General features: G+C 70.0%; 12 protein-coding genes. 3 read left to right on the forward strand and 9 right to left on the reverse strand.

The window, feature by feature from the left end:
* Positions 1 to 48: 48 nt before the first annotated feature.
* Both ACIP89_RS26960 and nrdR read right to left on the reverse strand, forming a co-directional pair.
* On the reverse strand, positions 49 to 2,955 hold the full coding sequence (locus ACIP89_RS26960; protein WP_402117196.1) for a vitamin B12-dependent ribonucleotide reductase: 2,907 nt from the start codon (positions 2,953 to 2,955) through the stop codon (positions 49 to 51).
* 159 nt (positions 2,956 to 3,114) lie between these two features.
* On the reverse strand, positions 3,115 to 3,627 hold the full coding sequence (gene nrdR, locus ACIP89_RS26965) for a transcriptional regulator NrdR (RefSeq protein WP_073737717.1): 513 nt from the start codon (positions 3,625 to 3,627) through the stop codon (positions 3,115 to 3,117).
* A 534-nt stretch (positions 3,628 to 4,161) separates the two neighbouring features.
* On the opposite strand from nrdR, the gene lexA reads away from it, so the two are divergent.
* Positions 4,162 to 4,956 (forward strand): transcriptional repressor LexA, encoded by a 795-nt coding sequence (gene lexA / locus ACIP89_RS26970; protein ID WP_401931172.1) that lies wholly within the window; start codon positions 4,162 to 4,164, stop codon positions 4,954 to 4,956.
* Positions 4,957 to 5,039: 83 nt separating this feature from the next.
* Here the strand turns inward: lexA and ACIP89_RS26975 are convergent, their stop codons facing one another.
* From ACIP89_RS26975 to ACIP89_RS26995, 5 genes are all read right to left on the reverse strand, one after another.
* Positions 5,040 to 7,010 carry an ATP-dependent DNA helicase gene (locus ACIP89_RS26975; RefSeq protein ID WP_402117198.1) on the reverse strand — a complete coding sequence of 657 codons (1,971 nt, stop codon included), beginning with the start codon at positions 7,008 to 7,010 and terminating at the stop codon, positions 5,040 to 5,042.
* Positions 7,011 to 7,060: 50 nt separating this feature from the next.
* A complete protein-coding gene (locus ACIP89_RS26980; RefSeq protein WP_402117245.1) occupies positions 7,061 to 9,094 on the reverse strand; it encodes an IucA/IucC family protein in 2,034 nt (677 codons plus the stop codon).
* Between the two features lie 159 nt (positions 9,095 to 9,253).
* Entirely contained in the window at positions 9,254 to 10,009 is a 756-nt protein-coding gene (locus ACIP89_RS26985) for a GNAT family N-acetyltransferase (protein WP_402117199.1), read from the reverse strand.
* Positions 10,010 to 10,074: 65 nt separating this feature from the next.
* Positions 10,075 to 11,967, reverse strand: a complete 1,893-nt coding sequence (locus tag ACIP89_RS26990; RefSeq protein WP_402117201.1) for an IucA/IucC family protein — start codon at positions 11,965 to 11,967, stop codon at positions 10,075 to 10,077.
* Positions 11,968 to 11,996: 29 nt separating this feature from the next.
* Positions 11,997 to 13,376, reverse strand: a complete 1,380-nt coding sequence (locus ACIP89_RS26995; RefSeq protein WP_401931189.1) for a diaminobutyrate--2-oxoglutarate transaminase family protein — start codon at positions 13,374 to 13,376, stop codon at positions 11,997 to 11,999.
* A 371-nt stretch (positions 13,377 to 13,747) separates the two neighbouring features.
* Here ACIP89_RS26995 and ACIP89_RS27000 point away from each other — a divergent pair, with 371 nt between their 5' ends.
* Together ACIP89_RS27000 and ACIP89_RS27005 are read left to right on the forward strand one after the other, a co-directional pair.
* A complete protein-coding gene (locus ACIP89_RS27000) occupies positions 13,748 to 14,974 on the forward strand; it encodes a trypsin-like serine peptidase (RefSeq protein WP_401931161.1) in 1,227 nt (408 codons plus the stop codon).
* A gap of 337 nt (positions 14,975 to 15,311) precedes the next feature.
* Positions 15,312 to 16,478, forward strand: a complete 1,167-nt coding sequence (locus ACIP89_RS27005) for a trypsin-like serine peptidase (protein ID WP_402117203.1) — start codon at positions 15,312 to 15,314, stop codon at positions 16,476 to 16,478.
* 143 nt (positions 16,479 to 16,621) lie between these two features.
* Here ACIP89_RS27005 and hflX read toward each other — a convergent pair whose 3' ends face one another.
* The gene (hflX, locus tag ACIP89_RS27010) at positions 16,622 to 18,142 is read right to left on the reverse strand and encodes a GTPase HflX (RefSeq protein WP_401931156.1); all 1,521 of its coding nucleotides are present in this window, start codon (positions 18,140 to 18,142) and stop codon (positions 16,622 to 16,624) included.
* 133 nt (positions 18,143 to 18,275) lie between these two features.
* Positions 18,276 to 19,739, reverse strand: a complete 1,464-nt coding sequence (locus ACIP89_RS27015) for a M1 family metallopeptidase (protein ID WP_402117205.1) — start codon at positions 19,737 to 19,739, stop codon at positions 18,276 to 18,278.
* Positions 19,740 to 19,743: the final 4 nt, after the last annotated feature.

Raw genomic sequence — 19,743 nt, forward strand, 5'->3', positions numbered from 1 at the left:
TGACCGCCGCCGGGCGCGGCTCAGCCGTCGCGCCTCATGCGGCCGGGATCAGCTGCAACCGCTGGTCGAGCCGCAGCCCTCGCAGATGTAGCAGGATCCGGCGCGCTGCATCTTCGTACCGCAGGAGAAGCAGAGCGGAGCGTCGGCGCTGATGCCCAGCTGCATCTCGACGAGCTCCGCCGAGGTGTGCGCCGTCTTCAGGTCCGGCTTCGCGGCCTCACGCACGGGGGCGACCGCCTTCAGCGGCTCCGCCGGCCGCACGGGGGCGGACTGGGCCAGGCCCTCCACGTCCAGCTCGTCCTCGTCCATCGAGGCCTCGTACGAACCGGTGTCGAGGTGGCGCTGACGCTCGTCGGCCGAGTGGATGCCGAGTGCCGACCGGGTCTCGAACGGCAGGAAGTCGAGCGCCAGGCGACGGAAGATGTAGTCGACGATCGACTGCGCCATCCGCACATCCGGGTCGTCCGTCATGCCGGCCGGCTCGAAGCGCATGTTGGTGAACTTCGAGACGTACGTCTCCAGCGGGACGCCGTACTGCAGACCGACAGAGACGGCGATGGAGAAGGCGTCCATCATGCCCGCGAGGGTCGAGCCCTGCTTGGACATCTTCAGGAAGACCTCACCGAGGCCGTCGTCCGGGTAGGAGTTGGCGGTCATGTAGCCCTCGGCCCCGCCCACCGTGAACGAGGTGGTGATGCCGGGTCGGCCCTTGGGCAGACGCTTGCGGACCGGGCGGTACTCGACGACCTTCTCGACCGCGGTGCGGATGGTGTCCTCGGCCTTGGCCGTGACCTCGTCCTTCTTCTCCTCCCACTTCTTGGTGGAGAGGGGCTGGCCGACCTTGCAGTTGTCGCGGTAGATCGCGAGCGCCTTGACGCCCAGCTTCCACGCCTCGAAGTAGACCTCCTCGACGTCCTCGACGGTGGCCGTCTCCGGCAGGTTCACCGTCTTGGAGAGCGCGCCGGAGATCCACGGCTGGATGGCCGCCATCATGCGCACGTGGCCCATCGCCGAGATGGAACGCTCGCCCATCGCGCAGTCGAAGACCTCGTAGTGCTCGGGCTTCAGGCCGGGCGCGTCGATCACATTGCCGTTCTCGGCGATGTGGGCGACGACCGCCTCGATCTGCTCCTCCTGGTACCCCATGCGGCGCAGCGCCTGCGGAACGGTGCCGTTCACGATCTGCATCGAGCCGCCGCCGACCAGCTTCTTGAACTTGACCAGCGCGAGGTCGGGCTCCAGGCCGGTGGTGTCGCAGGACATCGCGAGACCGATGGTGCCGGTGGGCGCGATGACCGAGGCCTGCGCGTTACGGAAACCGTTCTTCGCGCCGAGCCGGATGACGTCCTGCCAGGCCTCCGTGGCGGCGGCCCAGATCGGGTTGTCCAGATCGTCGGCGTGCACGGCCACCGCGTTGGCGTCGGAGTGCTGCTTCATGACGCGCTGGTGCGGCTCGGCGTTACGGGCGTAGCCGTCGTACGGGCCGACGACCGCCGCCAGCTCCGCGGAGCGACGGTAGGAGGTGCCGGTCATCAGCGAGGTGATGGCGCCGGCGAGCGCGCGGCCGCCGTCGCTGTCGTACGCGTGGCCGGTCGCCATCAGCAGGGCGCCGAGGTTGGCGTAGCCGATGCCGAGCTGGCGGAACGCGCGGGTGTTCTCGCCGATCTTCTGGGTCGGGAAGTCCGCGAAGCAGATGGAGATGTCCATCGCGGTGATGACCAGCTCGACGACCTTGGCGAAGCGCTCGGACTCGAAGGACTGGTTGCCCTTGCCGTCGTCCTTGAGGAACTTCATCAGGTTCAGCGAGGCGAGGTTGCACGAGGTGTTGTCCAGGTGCATGTACTCGCTGCACGGGTTCGAGCCGTTGATCCGGCCGGACTCGGGGCAGGTGTGCCACTGGTTGATCGTGTCGTCGTACTGGATGCCCGGGTCGGCGCAGGCCCAGGCGGCCTCCGCCATCTTGCGGAAGAGGGACTTGGCCTCGACCTCTTCGATGACGTCACCGGTCATCCGGGCACGCAGCCCGAACTTCCCGCCGGACTCGACGGCCTTCATGAACTCGTCGTTCACCCGGACCGAGTTGTTGGCGTTCTGGTACTGGACGGACGTGATGTCGTCGCCGCCCAGGTCCATGTCGAAGCCCGCGTCACGCAGGGCGCGGATCTTCTCCTCCTCCTTTACCTTGGTCTCGATGAAGTTCTCGATGTCGGGGTGGTCGACGTCGAGGATGACCATCTTGGCCGCACGGCGGGTGGCGCCACCGGACTTGATCGTTCCGGCGGACGCGTCGGCGCCGCGCATGAAGGAGACCGGACCGGAGGCGTTGCCGCCGGAGGAGAGGAGCTCCTTGGAGGAGCGGATGCGGGAGAGGTTCAGGCCTGCGCCCGAGCCGCCCTTGAAGATCATCCCCTCTTCCTTGTACCAGTCGAGGATCGACTCCATGGAGTCGTCGACGGCCAGGATGAAGCAGGCGGAGACCTGCTGCGGCTGGGGCGTGCCCACGTTGAACCAGACCGGCGAGTTGAAGCTGAAGATCTGGTGCAGGAGGGCGTACGCCAGCTCGTGCTCGAAGATCTCCGCGTCCGCGGGAGAGGTGAAGTAGTTGAAGTCCTCTCCGGCCTTCCGGTAGGTCTTCACGATCCGGTCGATGAGCTGTCGCAGACCGGTCTCGCGCTGCGGGGTGCCTACGGCCCCGCGGAAGTACTTGCTGGTGACGATGTTGACCGCGTTCACCGACCAGAAGTCGGGGAACTCGACGCCACGCTGCTCGAAGTTGATCGAGCCGTCGCGCCAATTGGTCATGACGACGTCACGGCGCTCCCACGCCACCTCGTCGTACGGATGCACGCCGGGGGTGGTGTGGATGCGCTCGATACGCAGGCCCTGCTTGGTCGCAGTCGACTTGGCTCCCTTGTTGCGGGAACCTCGTGCCGGGCCGCTCGCCGTCTCTGTCATGCCGCCTCCCATATATGGGCAAAAACGCCCTGAAGTGCCGAGAACTTCCCCGGGCACAGTGTGTGTCTGGTACTTCGGACGCCTCGTGGGGCATCCGGAGCAGGTCTGCGTGCCACCCGGCCACCGGTCCGGGGACCGGCGTGGGGCGGCCTGCGCCGCTCAGTCGGCGGCGACGGCGGGAACGGGGACCTCAAGGGTCTCGCCGGTCCCGCACCCTTCTACGGGAGGCCGCTGTTCGCGGAGTTCCACGATGGCGGCCTCGAAATCTTCGAGGCTGTTGAACGCCCGGTACACGGACGCGAACCGCAGGTACGCGACCAGGTCGAGTTCCTGCAGGGGGCCGAGGATGGCCAGGCCCACGTCGTGAGTGGTCAGCTCGGCACTGCCGGTGGCACGCACCGCCTCCTCGACCCGCTGGCCGAGCTTGGCGAGGGCGTCCTCGGTGACCGGCCGCCCCTGGCACGCCTTGCGCACGCCGGAGATGACCTTGGTGCGGCTGAAAGGCTCGGTCACGCCGCTGCGCTTCACCACCATGAGCGAGCAGGTCTCCACCGTGGTGAAACGGCGGGAGCAGTCGGGGCACTGACGGCGCCGGCGGATCGAGGTCCCGTCGTCGGTGGTGCGACTGTCGACGACCCGGCTGTCGGGGTGCCTGCAGAAGGGGCAGTGCATGGCTCCCAACCCTCCTTCACAGCACGACTGAATGGCCTCATCAAGCCCCGCGAGGGGCCTTCGAAGCAGTCTCAAGCATAGGCGATGACCGCACCCCCGGAAGACGGGGACCACAACCTCTGGGCGATCGAGGCAATCCAACCACTAGATCTTGGGTTTGGCCGCGCATTTGGCCCTAGCGCGTGTCGCGCATCACGGGTGGCCGGAAGGCAGCGTACGACCGAGCAAGAGAGTACGGGAAGCATGTGGCCGCGCCGATTGCGGGGCGGCGGGTTCCGGGGTGCACGGAAGGTCGGGCGACGACCCCGGAGAGCGACCCCGCGCGATGCCGCCGCGACGGCGGAGGCTACCGTAATAGTCCGAATTGCCGTTCGGCCCGGCGGCGGGCGGCGCGCATCGCGGCTTCGCTCATACACCCAGCAATGAACACCCAACAGCCTTTTATTTGTTTTTCACTCGAACGTGTGTTTGGCGCAACCTTTCGAAAGCTACTACCGTTGTGCAGCTAGGGAGACCATTCGAGAGGGGCCCGACGTGACCACCACCGCAGACAGTGCCATCATCACTGCCCAGGACCGCTCCCAGAGCCGACGTGAGCCGGTGCATGCCATGAATGACTCAGCCACGCACACGGAGGGGTCCGAGACCGCACGCCCAGCGCGCTCGCTTCCCGGGCGGCCTCCTGGAATCCGGGCGGACAGCTCGGGGCTCACGGACCGGCAGCGGCGAGTGATCGAGGTCATCCGGGACTCCGTGCAGAGGCGGGGATATCCCCCGTCGATGCGGGAGATCGGTCAGGCGGTGGGCCTTTCGAGTACGTCCTCCGTCGCGCATCAGCTCATGGCTCTGGAACGCAAGGGGTTCCTGCGACGCGACCCGCACCGCCCCCGGGCGTACGAGGTCCGCGGTTCGGACCAGCCCAGCACGCAGCCCACGGACACCACCGGGAAGCCCGCGGCTTCGTACGTACCGCTGGTCGGCCGGATCGCGGCCGGTGGTCCGATCCTCGCCGAGGAGTCCGTCGAGGACGTCTTTCCGCTCCCCCGCCAGCTGGTCGGTGACGGCGAGCTCTTCGTCCTCAAGGTCGTCGGTGACTCGATGATCGAAGCGGCGATCTGCGACGGGGACTGGGTCACGGTCCGGCGCCAGCCCGTGGCGGAGAACGGCGACATCGTGGCGGCGATGCTGGAGGGCGAGGCCACGGTCAAGCGCTTCAAGCGGGAGGACGGCCATGTCTGGCTGCTCCCCCACAACTCCGCGTACCAGCCTATTCCCGGCGACGAGGCGACCATCCTCGGCAAGGTCGTGGCGGTGCTGCGGCGGGTGTGAAGTCTCCACCGCATGGAGGGGGCCCGGAAACCGGTAGTGCCGGTTTCCGGGCCCCCTCCATGCGATCGCGATCCCGCACCGGCCTACTTGCCCTCGGCCTTCGCGGCGGCGTCGATCGCCGCCAGCGAGCGACGCGTCTGATTGCGGTCGGTCGTGTACCAGAAGTCGGGGAGCGAGGCGCGCAGATAGCTCCCGTACCGGGCATTGGCGAGACGCGGATCGAGCACCGCGACGACGCCCTTGTCCCCCGTGGCACGGACGAGCCGGCCGGCGCCCTGTGCCATCAGCAGCGCGGCGTGGGTCGCCGCGACCGCCATGAAGCCGTTGCCGCCCGCTTCCTCGACCGCCTTCTGGCGTGCGCTCATCAGCGGGTCGTCGGGGCGGGGGAACGGGATCCGGTCCATGACCACCAGCTGACAGCTGGCTCCGGGGACGTCCACCCCTTGCCAGAGCGAGAGCGTGCCGAAGAGGCAGGTCTCCGGGGAGGCCGCGAAGTTCTTGATCAGCTCCCCCAGCGTCTCCTCACCCTGGAGCAGGATCGGCCTGTCCAGCCGCCCCCGCAGCTCCTCCGCGGCCGCCTGGGCGGCCCGCATGGAGGAGAACAGCCCGAGGGTACGGCCACCGGCGGCCTCCACCAGATCGGCCAGCTCGTCCAGCATGTCGGTGCGGGAGCCCTCCCGGCCGGGCGTCGCCAGATGCCGGGCGACGTACAGGATCCCCTGCTTCGGGTAGTCGAAGGGCGAGCCGACGTCGAGCCCCTTCCACTGCGGGACGTCTTCGCCCGCGGTGCCCTCGGGGGCCAGTCCGAGTGACGCGCCGACGCCGTTGAAATCGCCGCCGAGCTTCAGTGTGGCCGAGGTGAGCACGACGGAGCGGTCCGTGAAGAGCTTCTCGCGCAGCAGTCCGGAGACGGAGAGCGGGGCGACCCTTACGGAGGCGCCGAAGCGGTCGTGGCGTTCGTACCAGACGACGTCGTACTCGGAGCCCTGTGTGATGCGCTCCGCGACGCCGTGGATGGTCTCCACCGAGGCCAGAGCCTGCTTGCGCACGGCGTCCTCGTCCTGGACGGACTTGTCCCGGGTGGAGCCCAGGGCGGAGATCACCGTACGCGCGGCGTCACGCAGGGCCATCAGGGCATAGCCGAGATCCTCCGGTACCTCTTCCAGGCGGCCGGGAAGCGCGAGCTCCATCACCCGCTCGAAACCCTCCGACGCGCTCTGCAGGGCATCCGCGGCCTTCTCGTTGACCAGCTTCGCGGCGCGCCGCACCGCGCGGCCGACCTGGCCGGGGGTGAGCTCGCCGGTGGCCACGCCGGTGACCCTGGAGACCAGCTCATGGGCCTCGTCGACGATCAGCACCTCGTGCTGCGGGAGCACCGGAGCGCCCTCGATGGCGTCGATGGCGAGGAGCGCGTGGTTGGTGACCACCACGTCGGCGAGCTTCGCCCGCTCACGGGCCTGCTCCGCGAAGCACTCCGCCCCGTACGCGCACTTGGTGGCGCCCAGACACTCGCGCGAGGAGACGGAGATCTGCGCCCAGGCGCGGTCGGAGACTCCTGGCGTCAGATCGTCGCGGTCACCGGTCTCCGTCTCGTCCGACCAGTCCCGCATCCGCAGGAGGTCCTGGCCGAGCTTGCTCGACGGGGCCGCGGCCTCGAACTGGTCGAAGAGGCCCTCCTCCTCGTCCTGCGGCACTCCTTCGTGGAGGCGGTGCAGACAGAGGTAGTTCGACCGGCCCTTGAGCATCGCGAACTGGGGGCGGCGGCGCAGCAGCGGATGCAGGGCGTCGACCGTACGCGGCAGGTCCCGTTCCACCAGCTGGCGCTGGAGGGCCAGGGTGGCCGTGGCCACCACGACACGCTCGCCGTGTGCCAGGGCGGGCACCAGGTAGCCCAGCGACTTGCCGGTGCCGGTGCCGGCCTGGACGAGCAGGTGGGATTGGTCGTCTACGGCCTCGGCGACGGCGTTGGCCATGGCGGCCTGACCGGGCCGCTCCGTACCGCCGACGGCGGTCACGGCGGCGTGCAGGAGCTCGGGGAGGGGTGGCTTCGTCATAGCCCGACCAGCCTACGGGGCGCCACTGACAACGGCGGTCACTCCCGGCCTCACGCGGAGGGGTGGAGCGGGTTGGCCACGGTGCCGTGGACCGCCGCGTGCGGTCGCTCGGGCCGGTCCCGGTAGCCGTCCAGATGCAGGCGGTTGCGGTTCAGGCAGAGGCGTTCGATGCGCGGCGTCAGCATGTCGAACATCTCGAACCTGTCCTTCAGCTCGGGGAAGCGGGCGTGATGGCGCAGGATCTCCGCCCGGACGAGTGACCAGAATTCGGCCTCCGGTACGCCCAGCTGCTCCTCGCAGAGCGGTGAGAGGAAGCGGAAGACTCCGGTGAACAGCCCGGAGTGGATGAACTGGGTGAGGAAGCCGGGCTCCTCGGTGAGCAGTACACGGCGTACGTCGTCCGGCATGCTGTCGTGCTCCGGCAGCGGCCGGGCGCTGACGTTCACGTCGTCGACGAAGTCCTTGATCGCCAGGCGGACGGGGACGTCCTGGCCGTCGAAGACGACGATGGCGTTCTCGCCGTGCGGCGAGAACACGGTGCCGTAGCGGTAGAGGAAGTGCAGCAGCGGCGGGAGCAGCGCGGCGAAGAGCCGGCTCAGCCACACGGTGGGGGCCAGCCCCGAGCGGGCGACCAGCTCGGCGGTGAAGGCGCGGCCCTGCGGGTCGGTGAGCAGCAGTGAGGCGAGGGTGCGGGCGCGCTCGCCGGGCGCCAGTCGAGGGAGGAGGGGTTCGCGCCAGATCGCGCCGAGGATCTCCTTGAACTGGTACGGCGTCTCGGGGAGGTGGTCGTACAGCGGGTGCTCGACGGTCACCGATGCCACCTCTCCCAGCAGGATCACGCCGCAGGTGTCGCGCAGGAAGGGATCGTTGTCGCGCAGTCCCTGGACCCAGCCGGTCACGGCGGGGGCGGCGAGGGTGCGTTCCGTCGGCAGTCCGCGCCAGACCAGTGTGTTGAGGATCGACAACGGCAGCTTGACGGTGTGCCGGTCGGGCCGTTCCACGTTGGTGAAGGTGCGGATGGACTGCTGCGGCAGCCGCAGGTCCGGGTCTGCGTGCAGCGGAACGATGTCGTCCGCTGCGATGGCCGGAGCGAACAGCGGAACGATCCATTCGTCCCACTGCCAGGGGTGCACGGGCAGACAGAAGTAGTCGTCGGGGTCCAGGCCCCGGGTGCGCAGGGCCGCGGCGAAGGACGCGCGGATCGTCGGATCGAGCTCCGTGGCGTAGAGCTGCTCGGCGGTGGCGAGCGAGTTGACGCCCCGGTAGGCGGCGATCCGGGAGGAGACCGCGATCCACGGCAGCCTGACCGGCCTGCGGGCCTCGGGGGTGAAGAGGGACGCGTCGCTGGCGGAGAACCCGAGCCGTCCTTTGTTGGCGACGATCCAGGGATGGCCGGTCTGGTGTCCTTCGAGTTCCGCGTAGTCGAGGTCGGCCAGTTCGGAGACCGTGAGCGCACTGTGGTCGAGGCGGGCGTCGGCGGTGAGTGTGGTGGTGAGCTCGCGCACCAGGTGGCCGAGGGTGGCGCCGTCGATCCCGAGCAGGCGGCGAGCGCGGGCGAGGAAGAGCAGCGGGTCGCGGAAGGGGACGCCCGCGGGCGCTTCGGACGCGGGGGGCGCATCGGATGCCGCGGGGGCTCCTGGGGCGGCGGTCACTGCCGGGACGGTCGCTTCCACAGCGGTCACTGCCAGGACGGTCACTGCCGGGGCGGTCGCTTCCACCGCGGTCGCTGCCGGGACGGTCGCTTCCACGGCGGTCGCTGCCGGGGCACTCGCTTCCACCGCGGTCACTGCCGGGACGGTCACTGCCGGGGCACTCGCTTCCACCGCGGTCACTGCCGGGACGGTCACTGCCCGGGCACTCGCTTCTTCCCGGGCGGCGAGGGCGTGCGCCTCGGTCTCGGCCGTGCTCGCCTCGCGGATCGAGTCAGGGGCGACCCGCCAGCTGCCGTAGACTCCGCGGCCGGCGGTGAAGATCAGGCTTCCGCCGTCGTCCAGCACGAGGGTGTACGTATCCCTCGCGGCGGATCGCACGACCGGCTGGATGACTTCCTCGTAGGCGAATTCGCCGAGCATCTTGGCAAGCATCCGGGCGGCGGCTCGGTCCCACACCGCCCGGTTCAGTTCTGGAGTGCTGAGCAGCGCGGGCGACTCCGCCGAATCATGGCTCACAGAATATTTGGGCACGGGGACTCCTCGGGATGGAACCGATGGGCTTCGAGCGGTGTGGACAAAGCGGCGGTTGGTTCACAGCTGGGCACGGTGGGCTCGGTCGCGGATCATCAGCGCGGCCCGCTTGTCCGGGAGTTCGACCTCCGCGGAGAAGCGGAATCCGGCGCGGAGAAAGGCGTTGACGGAAGGGGTGTTACGAAGGTCGGGTTCGGCGACGACCCGGGTACACAGGGGACGGTTGTCGAGTACGAGGTCGGAGGCGGCCCGGAGCAGCATGGCGCCGACTCCCTGGCCGCGGTTGTTGATCTCGCCGATGAGGAGGTGGATTCCGGTGTCATGCGAGCGGGCTGGATAGTGGTGGGCCAGCGGGTCCAGATCGGCGCGGTAGATCTCCCAATAGCTCATGGGGATGCCTGACAGCAGTCCCAGACAGGGGAGGCTGCGTCCGTCGCCTTCGAGTTGGGGCCTCAGATGGTCCGCTGTGACGGTCTCCGCTCCGGCGAGTTCCCAGAAGGCCGCGACGGCGGGGTCGTTCATCCAGCGGCTGATCACCGCGAGGTCGCGCTCCAGCCGTACGGGGACGAGCTGGAACACTCCGGCCGGCGTGGTGGCGGGCTGCCACGTGGCCGGCCGGTCGAGCAGCTCGGAGACGCCCGCGGCGTTCTCGATGACAGACGCACCGGGTACGTCGGACGTGGTGGCCGTGCTGGGCGTGCCGGGTATGTCTTCGGCTTCCTGGGGGCCGGGTGAATCACGTGTGTCCTCGGCGCCCGTTCCGGCCCTGGGGGCGGGGCCGGGTCCGGGGGCGGCGTGCGCGTCGGTGGGAGGCACGGTGGTGCTCTCCTCTCTCAGCAATTCGGACGATGAGGTTCCTTCGGGCACCCAGCGGGATTCCTTCAGCCGCAGAGGGGGTTGGTGATGGTGACGTAGACGGACTGGGTATCGACGGGGCCCACGAGTTCATCGAGGCCGTGCAGCCGGGTCAGCATGTTGGCCTTGCAGCGCAGGCGCGGGGTTTGCAGCAGGTGTGCGGGGAGCGGGGAGCCCAGCCCGTTTGCCGCGCCGAGGAACCGGCGGAAGGCGGCGAGGAGCATCTGTTCGTCAGCGAGCTGCTGGGCACCGAACGCTCCAATCAGTCCGAATACGTTGTTGATACCGAGGTAGTACGCGAAGCGCTCGTCGGTGATGGGGTCGGAGACGAAGGTGTCACTGACCGATCCGATGCCGGGAAGCCTGCGCTCAAGTGCCGCGCGGTGCGACTCACGGAAGTAGTAGCCCTGATTGTCGCGGTAGCGGCCACCGACCGGCCAGCCTTCGGCGTCGAGCACCACCAGGGTGTTCTGCTGATGCGCTTCGAGTGCGACCCCCGCGTGCCCGTCGAGCCAGAGCACCGGCCGGACAACCCGGTCGAGGTAGCGCAGGAACCACTCGGCGGCGACGGCGGTCGTGGTCCGTCCGGTGGCGGCGGCGAGTCGGCGGACGATGTCGGCGAGGCGTGAGTGCATGCCCGCCCGCTCCGGCCAGGGGCGCGGCGCGGTGAGACCGGCGATGCAGACCGCGTCGTCGTGCCGGCCGAACGGGTTGTGGCGCAGCATCACGTCGAAGCCGTGCACGGGCTCGCCGTCCGGGGTGTCGACCGCGAGCCATGCGGGGTCCCGGACGATGTCGAAGCCGGGATGGGCCAGGTGCAGCTGCGTGGCGAGCCCGCTGCGCAGCAGACGGTGGACCTCCACGCCCCGGTGGAGTTCCTTACGGAGGTTCTCACGGCGGGAGTTGGTGATACGCAGGCCGAGGGAGAGCTTCAGCATGGTGTCGACACCGGGCCGGTGCACGGTGCGTACCGACGAGGTGGGGTGCCAGCGGGCGCCGTGCGGACCCAGGTCGTGCACGAGGCCGGCGTCGAGGAGGGCGGCGACCTCGGGGCGGTTCGCCAGTTCCCGGGCCTGCCAGGGGTGCAGTGGGATCGGCGCGGTGTGCTCGGGGAGTGGAAGGCCCTTGGCGTGCCGGGCCACGAGTTCGGTCGCCGGCACCGGCCGGCCCTGGTCGGTCCATGCGGAGTCGGCTGCCAGTACGGAGCGGTCGACGGCCATCCAGTGGAGGGGGAAGGAGCCGTGCAACTCGGGCGAGTAGAGGCGGGCTTCGGAGTCGGAGAGGCCTTCCCGGCTCTTGGGAGAGGGGTGAAGCGGATGTCCCAGGAGCAGCGACTGCTCGGCGCTGAGGAAGAGGCCGGCCCCGGCGGGTGCGGTGGGCCGGCGGCGTTGCCCGTCGATGAAGACGGCGGTTCGCCGCACCGAGTCGGCGACCCTGCCCACCATGTCCGCGCCCCCGTTGTGGTCGGCCTCGCGGCCGAGGAGTGCGGCGACGGTGACGGCGTCCGCGGTGGGCGCTCCGTCGGGTGCCTGTGCCAGGACGGGTGCGCCGAAGCGGTGCCAGCCCGTGGCGGACCAGTGGCGGACGGGGACGAGGAGGGCGGTGCCGCTCGCGGGCAGCGGGACGCGGAGGGTCTCCCCCTCCGGGCGGGGGAGGTCGCATTCGCGGACCCAGCAGCGCAGCAGGTTCTCGATGCCGGCGGCGTCCGCGGCCCGGAGCGGATCCGGGTGGTCCAGGGGGTCGGCGGCCGGTGCCGGGCAGGCGGGCGTCGTCCTGGCGGCGTGCCAGTGACCGTGCGGCATCTCCTTCTGGCGGGGCACAGTCGGCGGCTCGACGGCGAGGTGACCGGATGTCCCGGCCTCTCCTCGGTGGTGGGTGGAGGGAGGGCCGTCGGCCTCGGGCGCGGGGGTGGGGTTCACGGCGGTCTTTCCTGTGAGGGTGTCCGGGGTCAGCGGATCGACCCGGTCGCGGTCCGTCGGTGCGGTGAGCGCTCCGCGGCTGCCATGGCATCGGCGAGGCGGTCGATGACCGCTGTCGCCTGTTCGTCGGTGAGCGTGAGGGGAGGGAGCAGGCGTACGACCGTGGAATGGCGGCCGCCGAGTTCGACGATGAGACCTCGGCGCAGGCACTCCTGCTGGACGGCGACGGCGAGGACGGGGTCGGGCGGGGCCTCGCTCCCTCCGTCCACCGGGGCCGCCTCGGGGTCGACGAGCTCGACGCCGATCATCAGGCCCCGGCCGCGGACGTCGCCGATGCACGGATGGTCCGCCGCAAGTGCCCGCAGCCTCGCCAGCATCCGGGCGCCGAGGATCCCGGCGCGCTCGGCCAGCCGGTTCTCCCGGACGTAGGCGAGGGTGGCGGTGCCCGCCGCCATGGCGAGCTGGTTGCCCCGGAAGGTGCCCGCGTGGGCACCGGGCTGCCAGGTGTCCAGCTCTGAGCGGTAGACGATGACAGCGAGCGGAAGGGAGCCGCCGATGGCCTTGGAGAGCACCATCACGTCGGGGACGATCCCGCTGTGCTCGACGGCCCAGAAGGCACCGGTCCTGCCGACACCGGTCTGGACCTCGTCAGCGATCAGCGGGATGGACCGGGACGCGGTGATGTCCCGCATCCGGCGCAGCCAGCCGTCCGGGGCGGGGTTGACTCCGCCCTCGCCCTGCACCGGTTCCAGGATCATTCCGGCAGGCGTGGGTGTCCCGCTCTTGGGGTCGTCCAGCACGGTCTCGGTCCACCGCGCGGCAATCCGCGCACCGCGTTCGCCGCCGACCCCGAAGGGGCAGCGGTACTCCTGCGGGAACGGGAGGCGGGTCACCCGTACGTCCTCGGCGCCGCCGGACGCCGCGAGGGCACCGGCCGTCATGCCGTGATAGGCGCCGGTGAAGGCGAGGAGTCCGCTGCGTCCGGTGGCGGCGCGGACGAGTTTGAACGCCGCCTCGACGGCGTCCGTACCGGCCGGTCCGCAGAACTGGATCCGCGCGTTCTCCGCGAACTCACGCGGCAGCGTGGCGAACAGCTCGGTGGTGAAGGCGTCCTTGACCGGCGTGGCCAGATCGAGGACGTGCAGGGGCGCACCCGAATCGAGGACCCTTTTGATCGCTTCCAGAACGACCGGGTGGTTGTGCCCGAGGGCCAGCGTCCCGGCGCCGGAAAGGCAGTCGAGATAGCGCCGGCCGTCCGCACCCTCGATGGTCAGCCCGCGGGCGCGTACCGGGACGATCGGCAGCGACCGGGCGTAGGTGCGAGCGGCCGACTCGCGCATCGCCTGGCGACGCAGGATTCCCTCGTATGCCGCGGGCGGTGCCGCCGGAGCTGGTTCGGTCACGGCCACGGATCTTGATCCTCCCGCTGTAACAGTTGCGTTGCACGTCAGCACGATTGCGCAGGGACGGGCTGCGGGGGTGAACTCTGTCCCTGTGTCCCCCGTACGTACCAACGACGCCGGACGCGGAGGATCACGGGTAAATCCGAAGATCCTTGCGGGACGGAACCATGCCCCTGCCGTACACCGTCAACACCGGCACCGGCATAGTGGGGGACCGCGCCGAGCCCCGGGGACAGCTCCCCGGGGGCCGCGGCACCACCGGAGCAGTCCCGGAACACCGTCCGGGAGGGGGCCGGCGTGCTGCGAGGAAGTGCGGTGCGCCGTACAGAAGTGCAGTACAGAAGCGTTGAGTTACGAAGTCCCAGGGGGATCACCAGATGCGACTCATTCGACCAGCAGCCACCGCACGCCGCGGGGGGAGCGCCCGTCGCCCCTCTCCCGTGCTCGCCACCGCGGCGGTCGCCGCCGTCCTCGCACTCACCGCGACCGCCTGCGGGCCGGACGACGACAGTGCGAACGCCGAGCCGAGCGCCGGCTCCGCGGGCCGGACGTCGGACACCAAGATCACCGTTCCGGACGATCTGAAGGACCGGCTCAAGGAGCACGGGATCGACCTCGGCCAGTGGAAGAACGGCGACTGGAAGAACTGGGACAGGGACAAGTGGCTGCGCGAGGCCAAGGACTTCATCAATCCGATCATCGCGGGGCTCTGGGACCCGGACCGGATGCGGGACGCCGACAAGACGCCCGAGAAGCCCGTCGACAACGACATCTCGGGTGACGAGGGGGTGACCGACCCGACCCCGGCGCCGGTCCGGGCCGTGGGCGTGAAGACGCCGCTCCACGCCAACGCGGCCGAGTCCGGGAAGCTGTTCTTCGACTCCCCCGAGGGCTCCATGGTCTGTTCGGCGACCGTGGTGAAGGACCCGGCGCACCCCGGCAAGTCCAACATGGTGTGGACCGCGGGCCACTGCGTCCACGCGGGCAAGAAGGGCGGTTGGTACCGCAACATCGCCTTCGTGCCGTCTTATAACGACAGCGGCCTGTCCACCGATGAGCTCCAGAACAACCCGCCCAAGGAGAAGGTCGCCCCGTACGGCGTGTGGTGGGGCTCGTGGGCGCAGACCTCCGAGCAGTGGATCGACCAGGGCGCCTCGGTCGGCGGGCTGGGCGCTCCGTACGACTTCGCGGTGCTGCACGTGACGCCGGAGAAGGGCTCGGACGGAAAGTCCCTTGAGGAGACGGTCGGTTCGGCGCTGCCGGTCGACTTCAACGCCCCGGCCGTGCCGAAGATCGCCGACATGACGGCTACCGGTTACCCCGCCGCTCCGCCCTACGACGGCCAGGAGCTGTTCCAGTGCAAGGACAAGCCGGGCCGGCTCTCGCTCACGAAGGACGACCCGACGATGTACCGGATCGGCTGCTCCATGACCGGCGGTTCCTCCGGCGGCGGCTGGGTGGCGGCGGGCCAGGACGGCAAGCCCGCACTGGTCTCGAACACCTCCATCGGCCCGGTGACGGCCGGCTGGCTGGCCGGACCGCGCCTCGGCAAGGAAGCCAAGGGTGTCTACGACTCGGTCAGCGAGAAGTACGCGGGAGAGTAAAGCACCGGGGACGGTAGGGACCGGCTGTCACCCGCACAGGCGCGGGTGACAGCCGGTCGGCGGTCTCCGGTCCGGCGGAAACACCGTCCACCGGACCGGAGGCCACCGGTCCGCGCGTCCCGGTTCCCGGCATCCGGCATCCAGTCACACCCTGCCCCGCTCCGGCCCGTGACGCCTCGTCGCTGCCCGGGTGCCGGGCGATGACAGAGCCTCGGTCCGGGCCGTCATAGGGTGGTCCGCATCATCCGACAGCCGGTCCGACCGGCGTTTAGCATGACGCGCTCATGCCACTTGGCACGCTCATGCCATTTTTTAGATTTCAGGGGGAATCTCTTCCATGCGATCCATACGTCCGCTGCTCGCGGCCACCGGTCTCGTCGCCGCACTGGCGCTGACCGCCACGGCCTGCGGTCCGAGCGAGGACCAGTCGGCCGACAAGCCCGCCGCCAGCGAGTCCGCCGGTGCCGGCGACGGCGGCCTGTCCGCCGGTCTGGCCGACACGCTGAAGAAGCACGGTGTCGACCCGGAGAAGTGGAAGAACGGCGAGTGGAAGAACTGGGACAGGGACACGTGGCTGCGTGAGGCCAAGGACTTCGTGAACCCGGTCATCGACGGGCTGTGGAAGCCCGACCGGATGAAGTCCGCCCAGGATCCGGCCAAGACGATGTCCGCGGGCGACTTCTCCGGTGACCAGGGCGTCAGCGACCCGGAGCCCGAGCCGGTCGAGGCCGAGCGCGAGAAGACGCCGTACCACAGCTACGCGGCCCCGGTCGGCAAGGTGTTCTTCGACTCCCCCGAGGGCCACATGGTCTGCTCGGGCACGGTCGTGAAGGACCCGAAGAACCCGGGCAGGTCCAACCTGGTGTGGACCGCCGGCCACTGCGTCCACGCCGGTTCCAAGGGCGGCTGGTACCGCAACATCGTCTTCGTTCCCGCCTACAACGACCAGGGCAAGGACGCCGCCGCGCTGCGGAACGCGCAGCAGCAGGAGATCGCCCCGTACGGCGCCTACTGGGCCGACTGGGCCACCACCTCGGGCGAGTGGCTGGCCGACGGCGGCCCCACCGGTGGCGAGGGCGCGCCGTACGACTACGCGGTGCTGCACGTGAAGCCGGAGAAGGGCACCAAGTCCCTGGAGGAGACCGTGGGCAACGCCCTGGCGGTCAACTTCGACGCCCCGGAGGCGAAGCAGATCAGCGCGATGGGGGCCTGGGGCTACCCGGCCGCCCCGCCGTACGACGGCCTGATCATGCACAAGTGCGTCGACCGCCCCGGCCGGCTCTCCATCAGCCCCGCCACGCCCACGATGTACCGCATCGGCTGCACCATGACCGGCGGTTCCTCCGGCGGCGGCTGGTTCACCGAGGGTGACGACGGCAAGCTGGCGCTGGTCTCCAACACCTCCATCGGCCCGGTGACCTCGGGGTGGCTGGCCGGACCCCACCTGGGCGAGCGCGCCGAGCAGATCTTCGCGATGATGAGCGACAAGTTCGGCGGTCAGTGACGGCCGCGCACGGCGAAAGACCGACGGCCCGCTCCCAGTAAGGGGGCGGGCCGTCGGCCTGTGCGGTACCGCGCGTCGCGGTCAGTGCACCACGGTCACTGCGTCACGGCGTCACCGCGCCGCGGCGTCAGTGCGCCACGGCGTCAGTGCGCCACGGCGACGAACGTGGAGAGCTCCGCGGCGAGTTCCTCGTGCACCAGCGCCTTGAGCAGGGTGCCCTCCGCCAAGTGCTCCTCGGAGATCACCTCGCCCTCGGCGTGCACCCGGGAGACCAGACCGCCCTGGGTGTACGGCACGAGCGCCTCGATCTCGACCGAGGGCCGCGGCAGTTCGCCGTCGATGAGCGCGAGCAGCTCGTCGATGCCGGCGCCGGTCCGGGCCGATACCGCGATGGCGTGCTTCTCGATGCGCAGCAGCCGCTGGAGCACCAGCGGATCCGCTGCGTCCGCCTTGTTGATCACCACGATCTCGGGCACGTCCACCGCGCCCACCTCGCGGATCACCTCGCGCACGGCGGCCAGCTGCTCCTCCGGCACCGGGTGCGAGCCGTCCACCACATGCAGGATCAGGTCGGATTCACCGACCTCCTCCATGGTGGAGCGGAACGCCTCGACGAGGTGGTGCGGCAGATGCCGTACGAACCCGACGGTGTCGGCCAGGGTGTAGATCCGGCCGCTCGGCGTCTCGGCCCGGCGCACGGTCGGGTCGAGGGTGGCGAACAGCGAGTTCTCCACCAGTACGCCCGCACCGGTCAGCCGGTTGAGCAGGGAGGACTTGCCGGCGTTGGTGTAGCCCGCGATGGCGACCGAAGGCACCTTGTTGCGCTTGCGCTCCTGGCGCTTGATCTCGCGCCCGGTCTTCATCTCCGCGATCTCCCGGCGCATCTTCGCCATCTTCTCGCGGATCCGTCGCCGGTCCGTCTCGATCTTGGTCTCACCGGGACCACGGGTGGCCATGCCGCCACCACCGCTGGAACCACCGCCGCCCATCTGACGGGAGAGCGAGGCGCCCCAGCCGCGCAGTCGCGGCAGCATGTACTGCATCTGTGCCAGTGAGACCTGCGCCTTGCCCTCACGGGACTTGGCGTGCTGGGCGAAGATGTCGAGGATCAGGGCGGTCCGGTCGACCACCTTGACCTTGACGACATCCTCCAGGTGGATCAGCTGCCCGGGGCTGAGCTCACCGTCGCAGACGACGGTGTCCGCCCCGGATTCCAGGACGATGTCGCGCAGCTCCAGCGCCTTGCCCGAGCCGATGTACGTGGCGGCGTCGGGCTTGTCACGGCGCTGGAAGACGGCGTCGAGCACCTGGGCTCCCGCCGTCTCCGCGAGCGCCGCCAGCTCGGCGAGCGAAATCTCCGCGTCGTGCACGGTGCCCGAGGTCCAGACGCCCACCAGCACCACGCGCTCCAGGCGCAGCTGCCGGTATTCGACCTCGGTGACGTCCTCAAGCTCGGTGGAGAGTCCCGCCACGCGCCGCAGGGCGGCGCGCTCGGAGCGGTCGAGCTGTTCGCCGTCGCGCTCTCCGTCGATCTCGTGGCTCCAGGCGACGTCCTCTTCCATCAGGGCGTCGGCCCGGAGGGGCTCGTTGAGGCTCTCGGTGGCGTTCTCCGTGGCGCTCTGCGCGTCCTGCGCGTCCTGGGGAAGGGAAGAAGAGGAGGTCATTGGATCCTTACGTCGATACGAGTGGTCTGCAACAGTCACAACGCGTCACCTGGCCGGATGATTCCCGCACGGGGAACGCTCCGGCCCGGCCGCCGCGGCGACCCGTCGATAGTCGCACGGAGCGTCCGGCCCGTCACGCGGGTTTCCCGCCCCCCGCCGGTGCCGTGCCGTGCCAGTCGGGACGGCCGGGCATCGGCGGTGTGGTCTTCGCGTACAGCCAGCCGTCGAAGAACGTGCTCAGGTCGCGTCCGGCGACCTGGGACGCCAGCCGGATGAAGTCCGCCGTGGCGGCGTTGGCATCGCGGTGCTTGCGGACCCAGAGCCGCTCCAGCCGGTCGAAGGCGCTGTGGCCGATCTCCTGGCGGAGCGCGTACAGGACCAGCGCGCTGCCGTCGTAGACCACCGGCCGGAACAGGCTGATCTTCTTGCCCGGGGCCGGTGCGTCCGGGCGCGCGGGCGGGCCGCCGTCGGCGCGCCAGCTGTCCGAGTAGGTGTAGGCGTCGCGCATCCGGGCTTCGAGCGTCCTGCCGCCGCGCTCCTCCGCGTAGCGCGACTCGTACCAGGTGGCGTGTCCCTCGTTGAGCCAGAGGTCGGACCAGGACTGCGGCGAGACGCTGTCACCGAACCACTGGTGGGCCAGCTCATGGACCATGACCGAGTCCACGTACCACTCGGGGAAGCCGGGGTCCGTGAACAGCCGGCGTTCGAAGAGCGACAGGGTCTGGGTCTCCAGCTCGAAGCCGGTGTCGGTGTCGACGATCAGCACGCCGTAGTTCTCGAAGGGGTAGCGGCCGACCTGCTTCTCCATCCATTCCAGCTGGCCCGGGGTCTTGCTCAGCCACGGTTCCAGCCGCTTCCGGTCGGCGGCCGGCACGACGTCGCGCACCGGCAGCCGGTGCGGCCCGGTCCGCCGCACGACCGCGGATTTCCCGATGCTGACCTGGGCGAGTTCGGTGGCCATCGGGTGTTCGGTGCGGTAGGTCCAGGTGGTGCGGTCGCCGTGCCGGGTGCGTCCGGTGCGCACCCCGTTGGCCACCACCGTCCGGTCGTCTGGGGCGGTGATCCGGAAGGTGAAGTACGCCTTGTCGGAAGGGTGGTCGTTGCCCGGGAAGACCCGGTGCCCGGCGTCGGCCTGGTTGGCCATGGCGAGGCCGTCGGCCGTCTGCACCCAGCCGCCGTCGTTCCGTTCGCCTCCGGGGTCGCTGGTGTGCCGGACGGTGATCCGCAGCGGCACGCCGGCCTGGAGACGGCCGGGCGGTTCGACGATCAGGTCCTCGTCCTCGACGGCGAAGCCGGCCCGCAGTCCGTTGACGGAGACGGAGTGCACGGTGCCCCGGGTGAAGTCGAGGTTGATCCGGTCCAGCGGACCGGTCGTGCGCGCGTCGATCGTGGTGACGGCTTCGAGCGGTTCGCTGTTGCTGCCCGGGTAGTCGAGGCCGATGTCGTAGGCGAGTACGTCGTATCCGGGGTTGCCGAGGTGGGGGAAGAGCGGGTCACCGATGCCGAGCGGCACCGGTGCGGGCAGGGTGGCGGCGACGAGAGCGGCCGATGCGGTGGCCAGCAGAGCGGCCCGCAGGCGGCGGGAGAGGAACGGCATGCAC

Origin of the sequence: Streptomyces sp. NPDC088730, from assembly GCF_044751215.1 — a bacterium.
GTDB lineage: Bacteria > Actinomycetota > Actinomycetes > Streptomycetales > Streptomycetaceae > Streptomyces.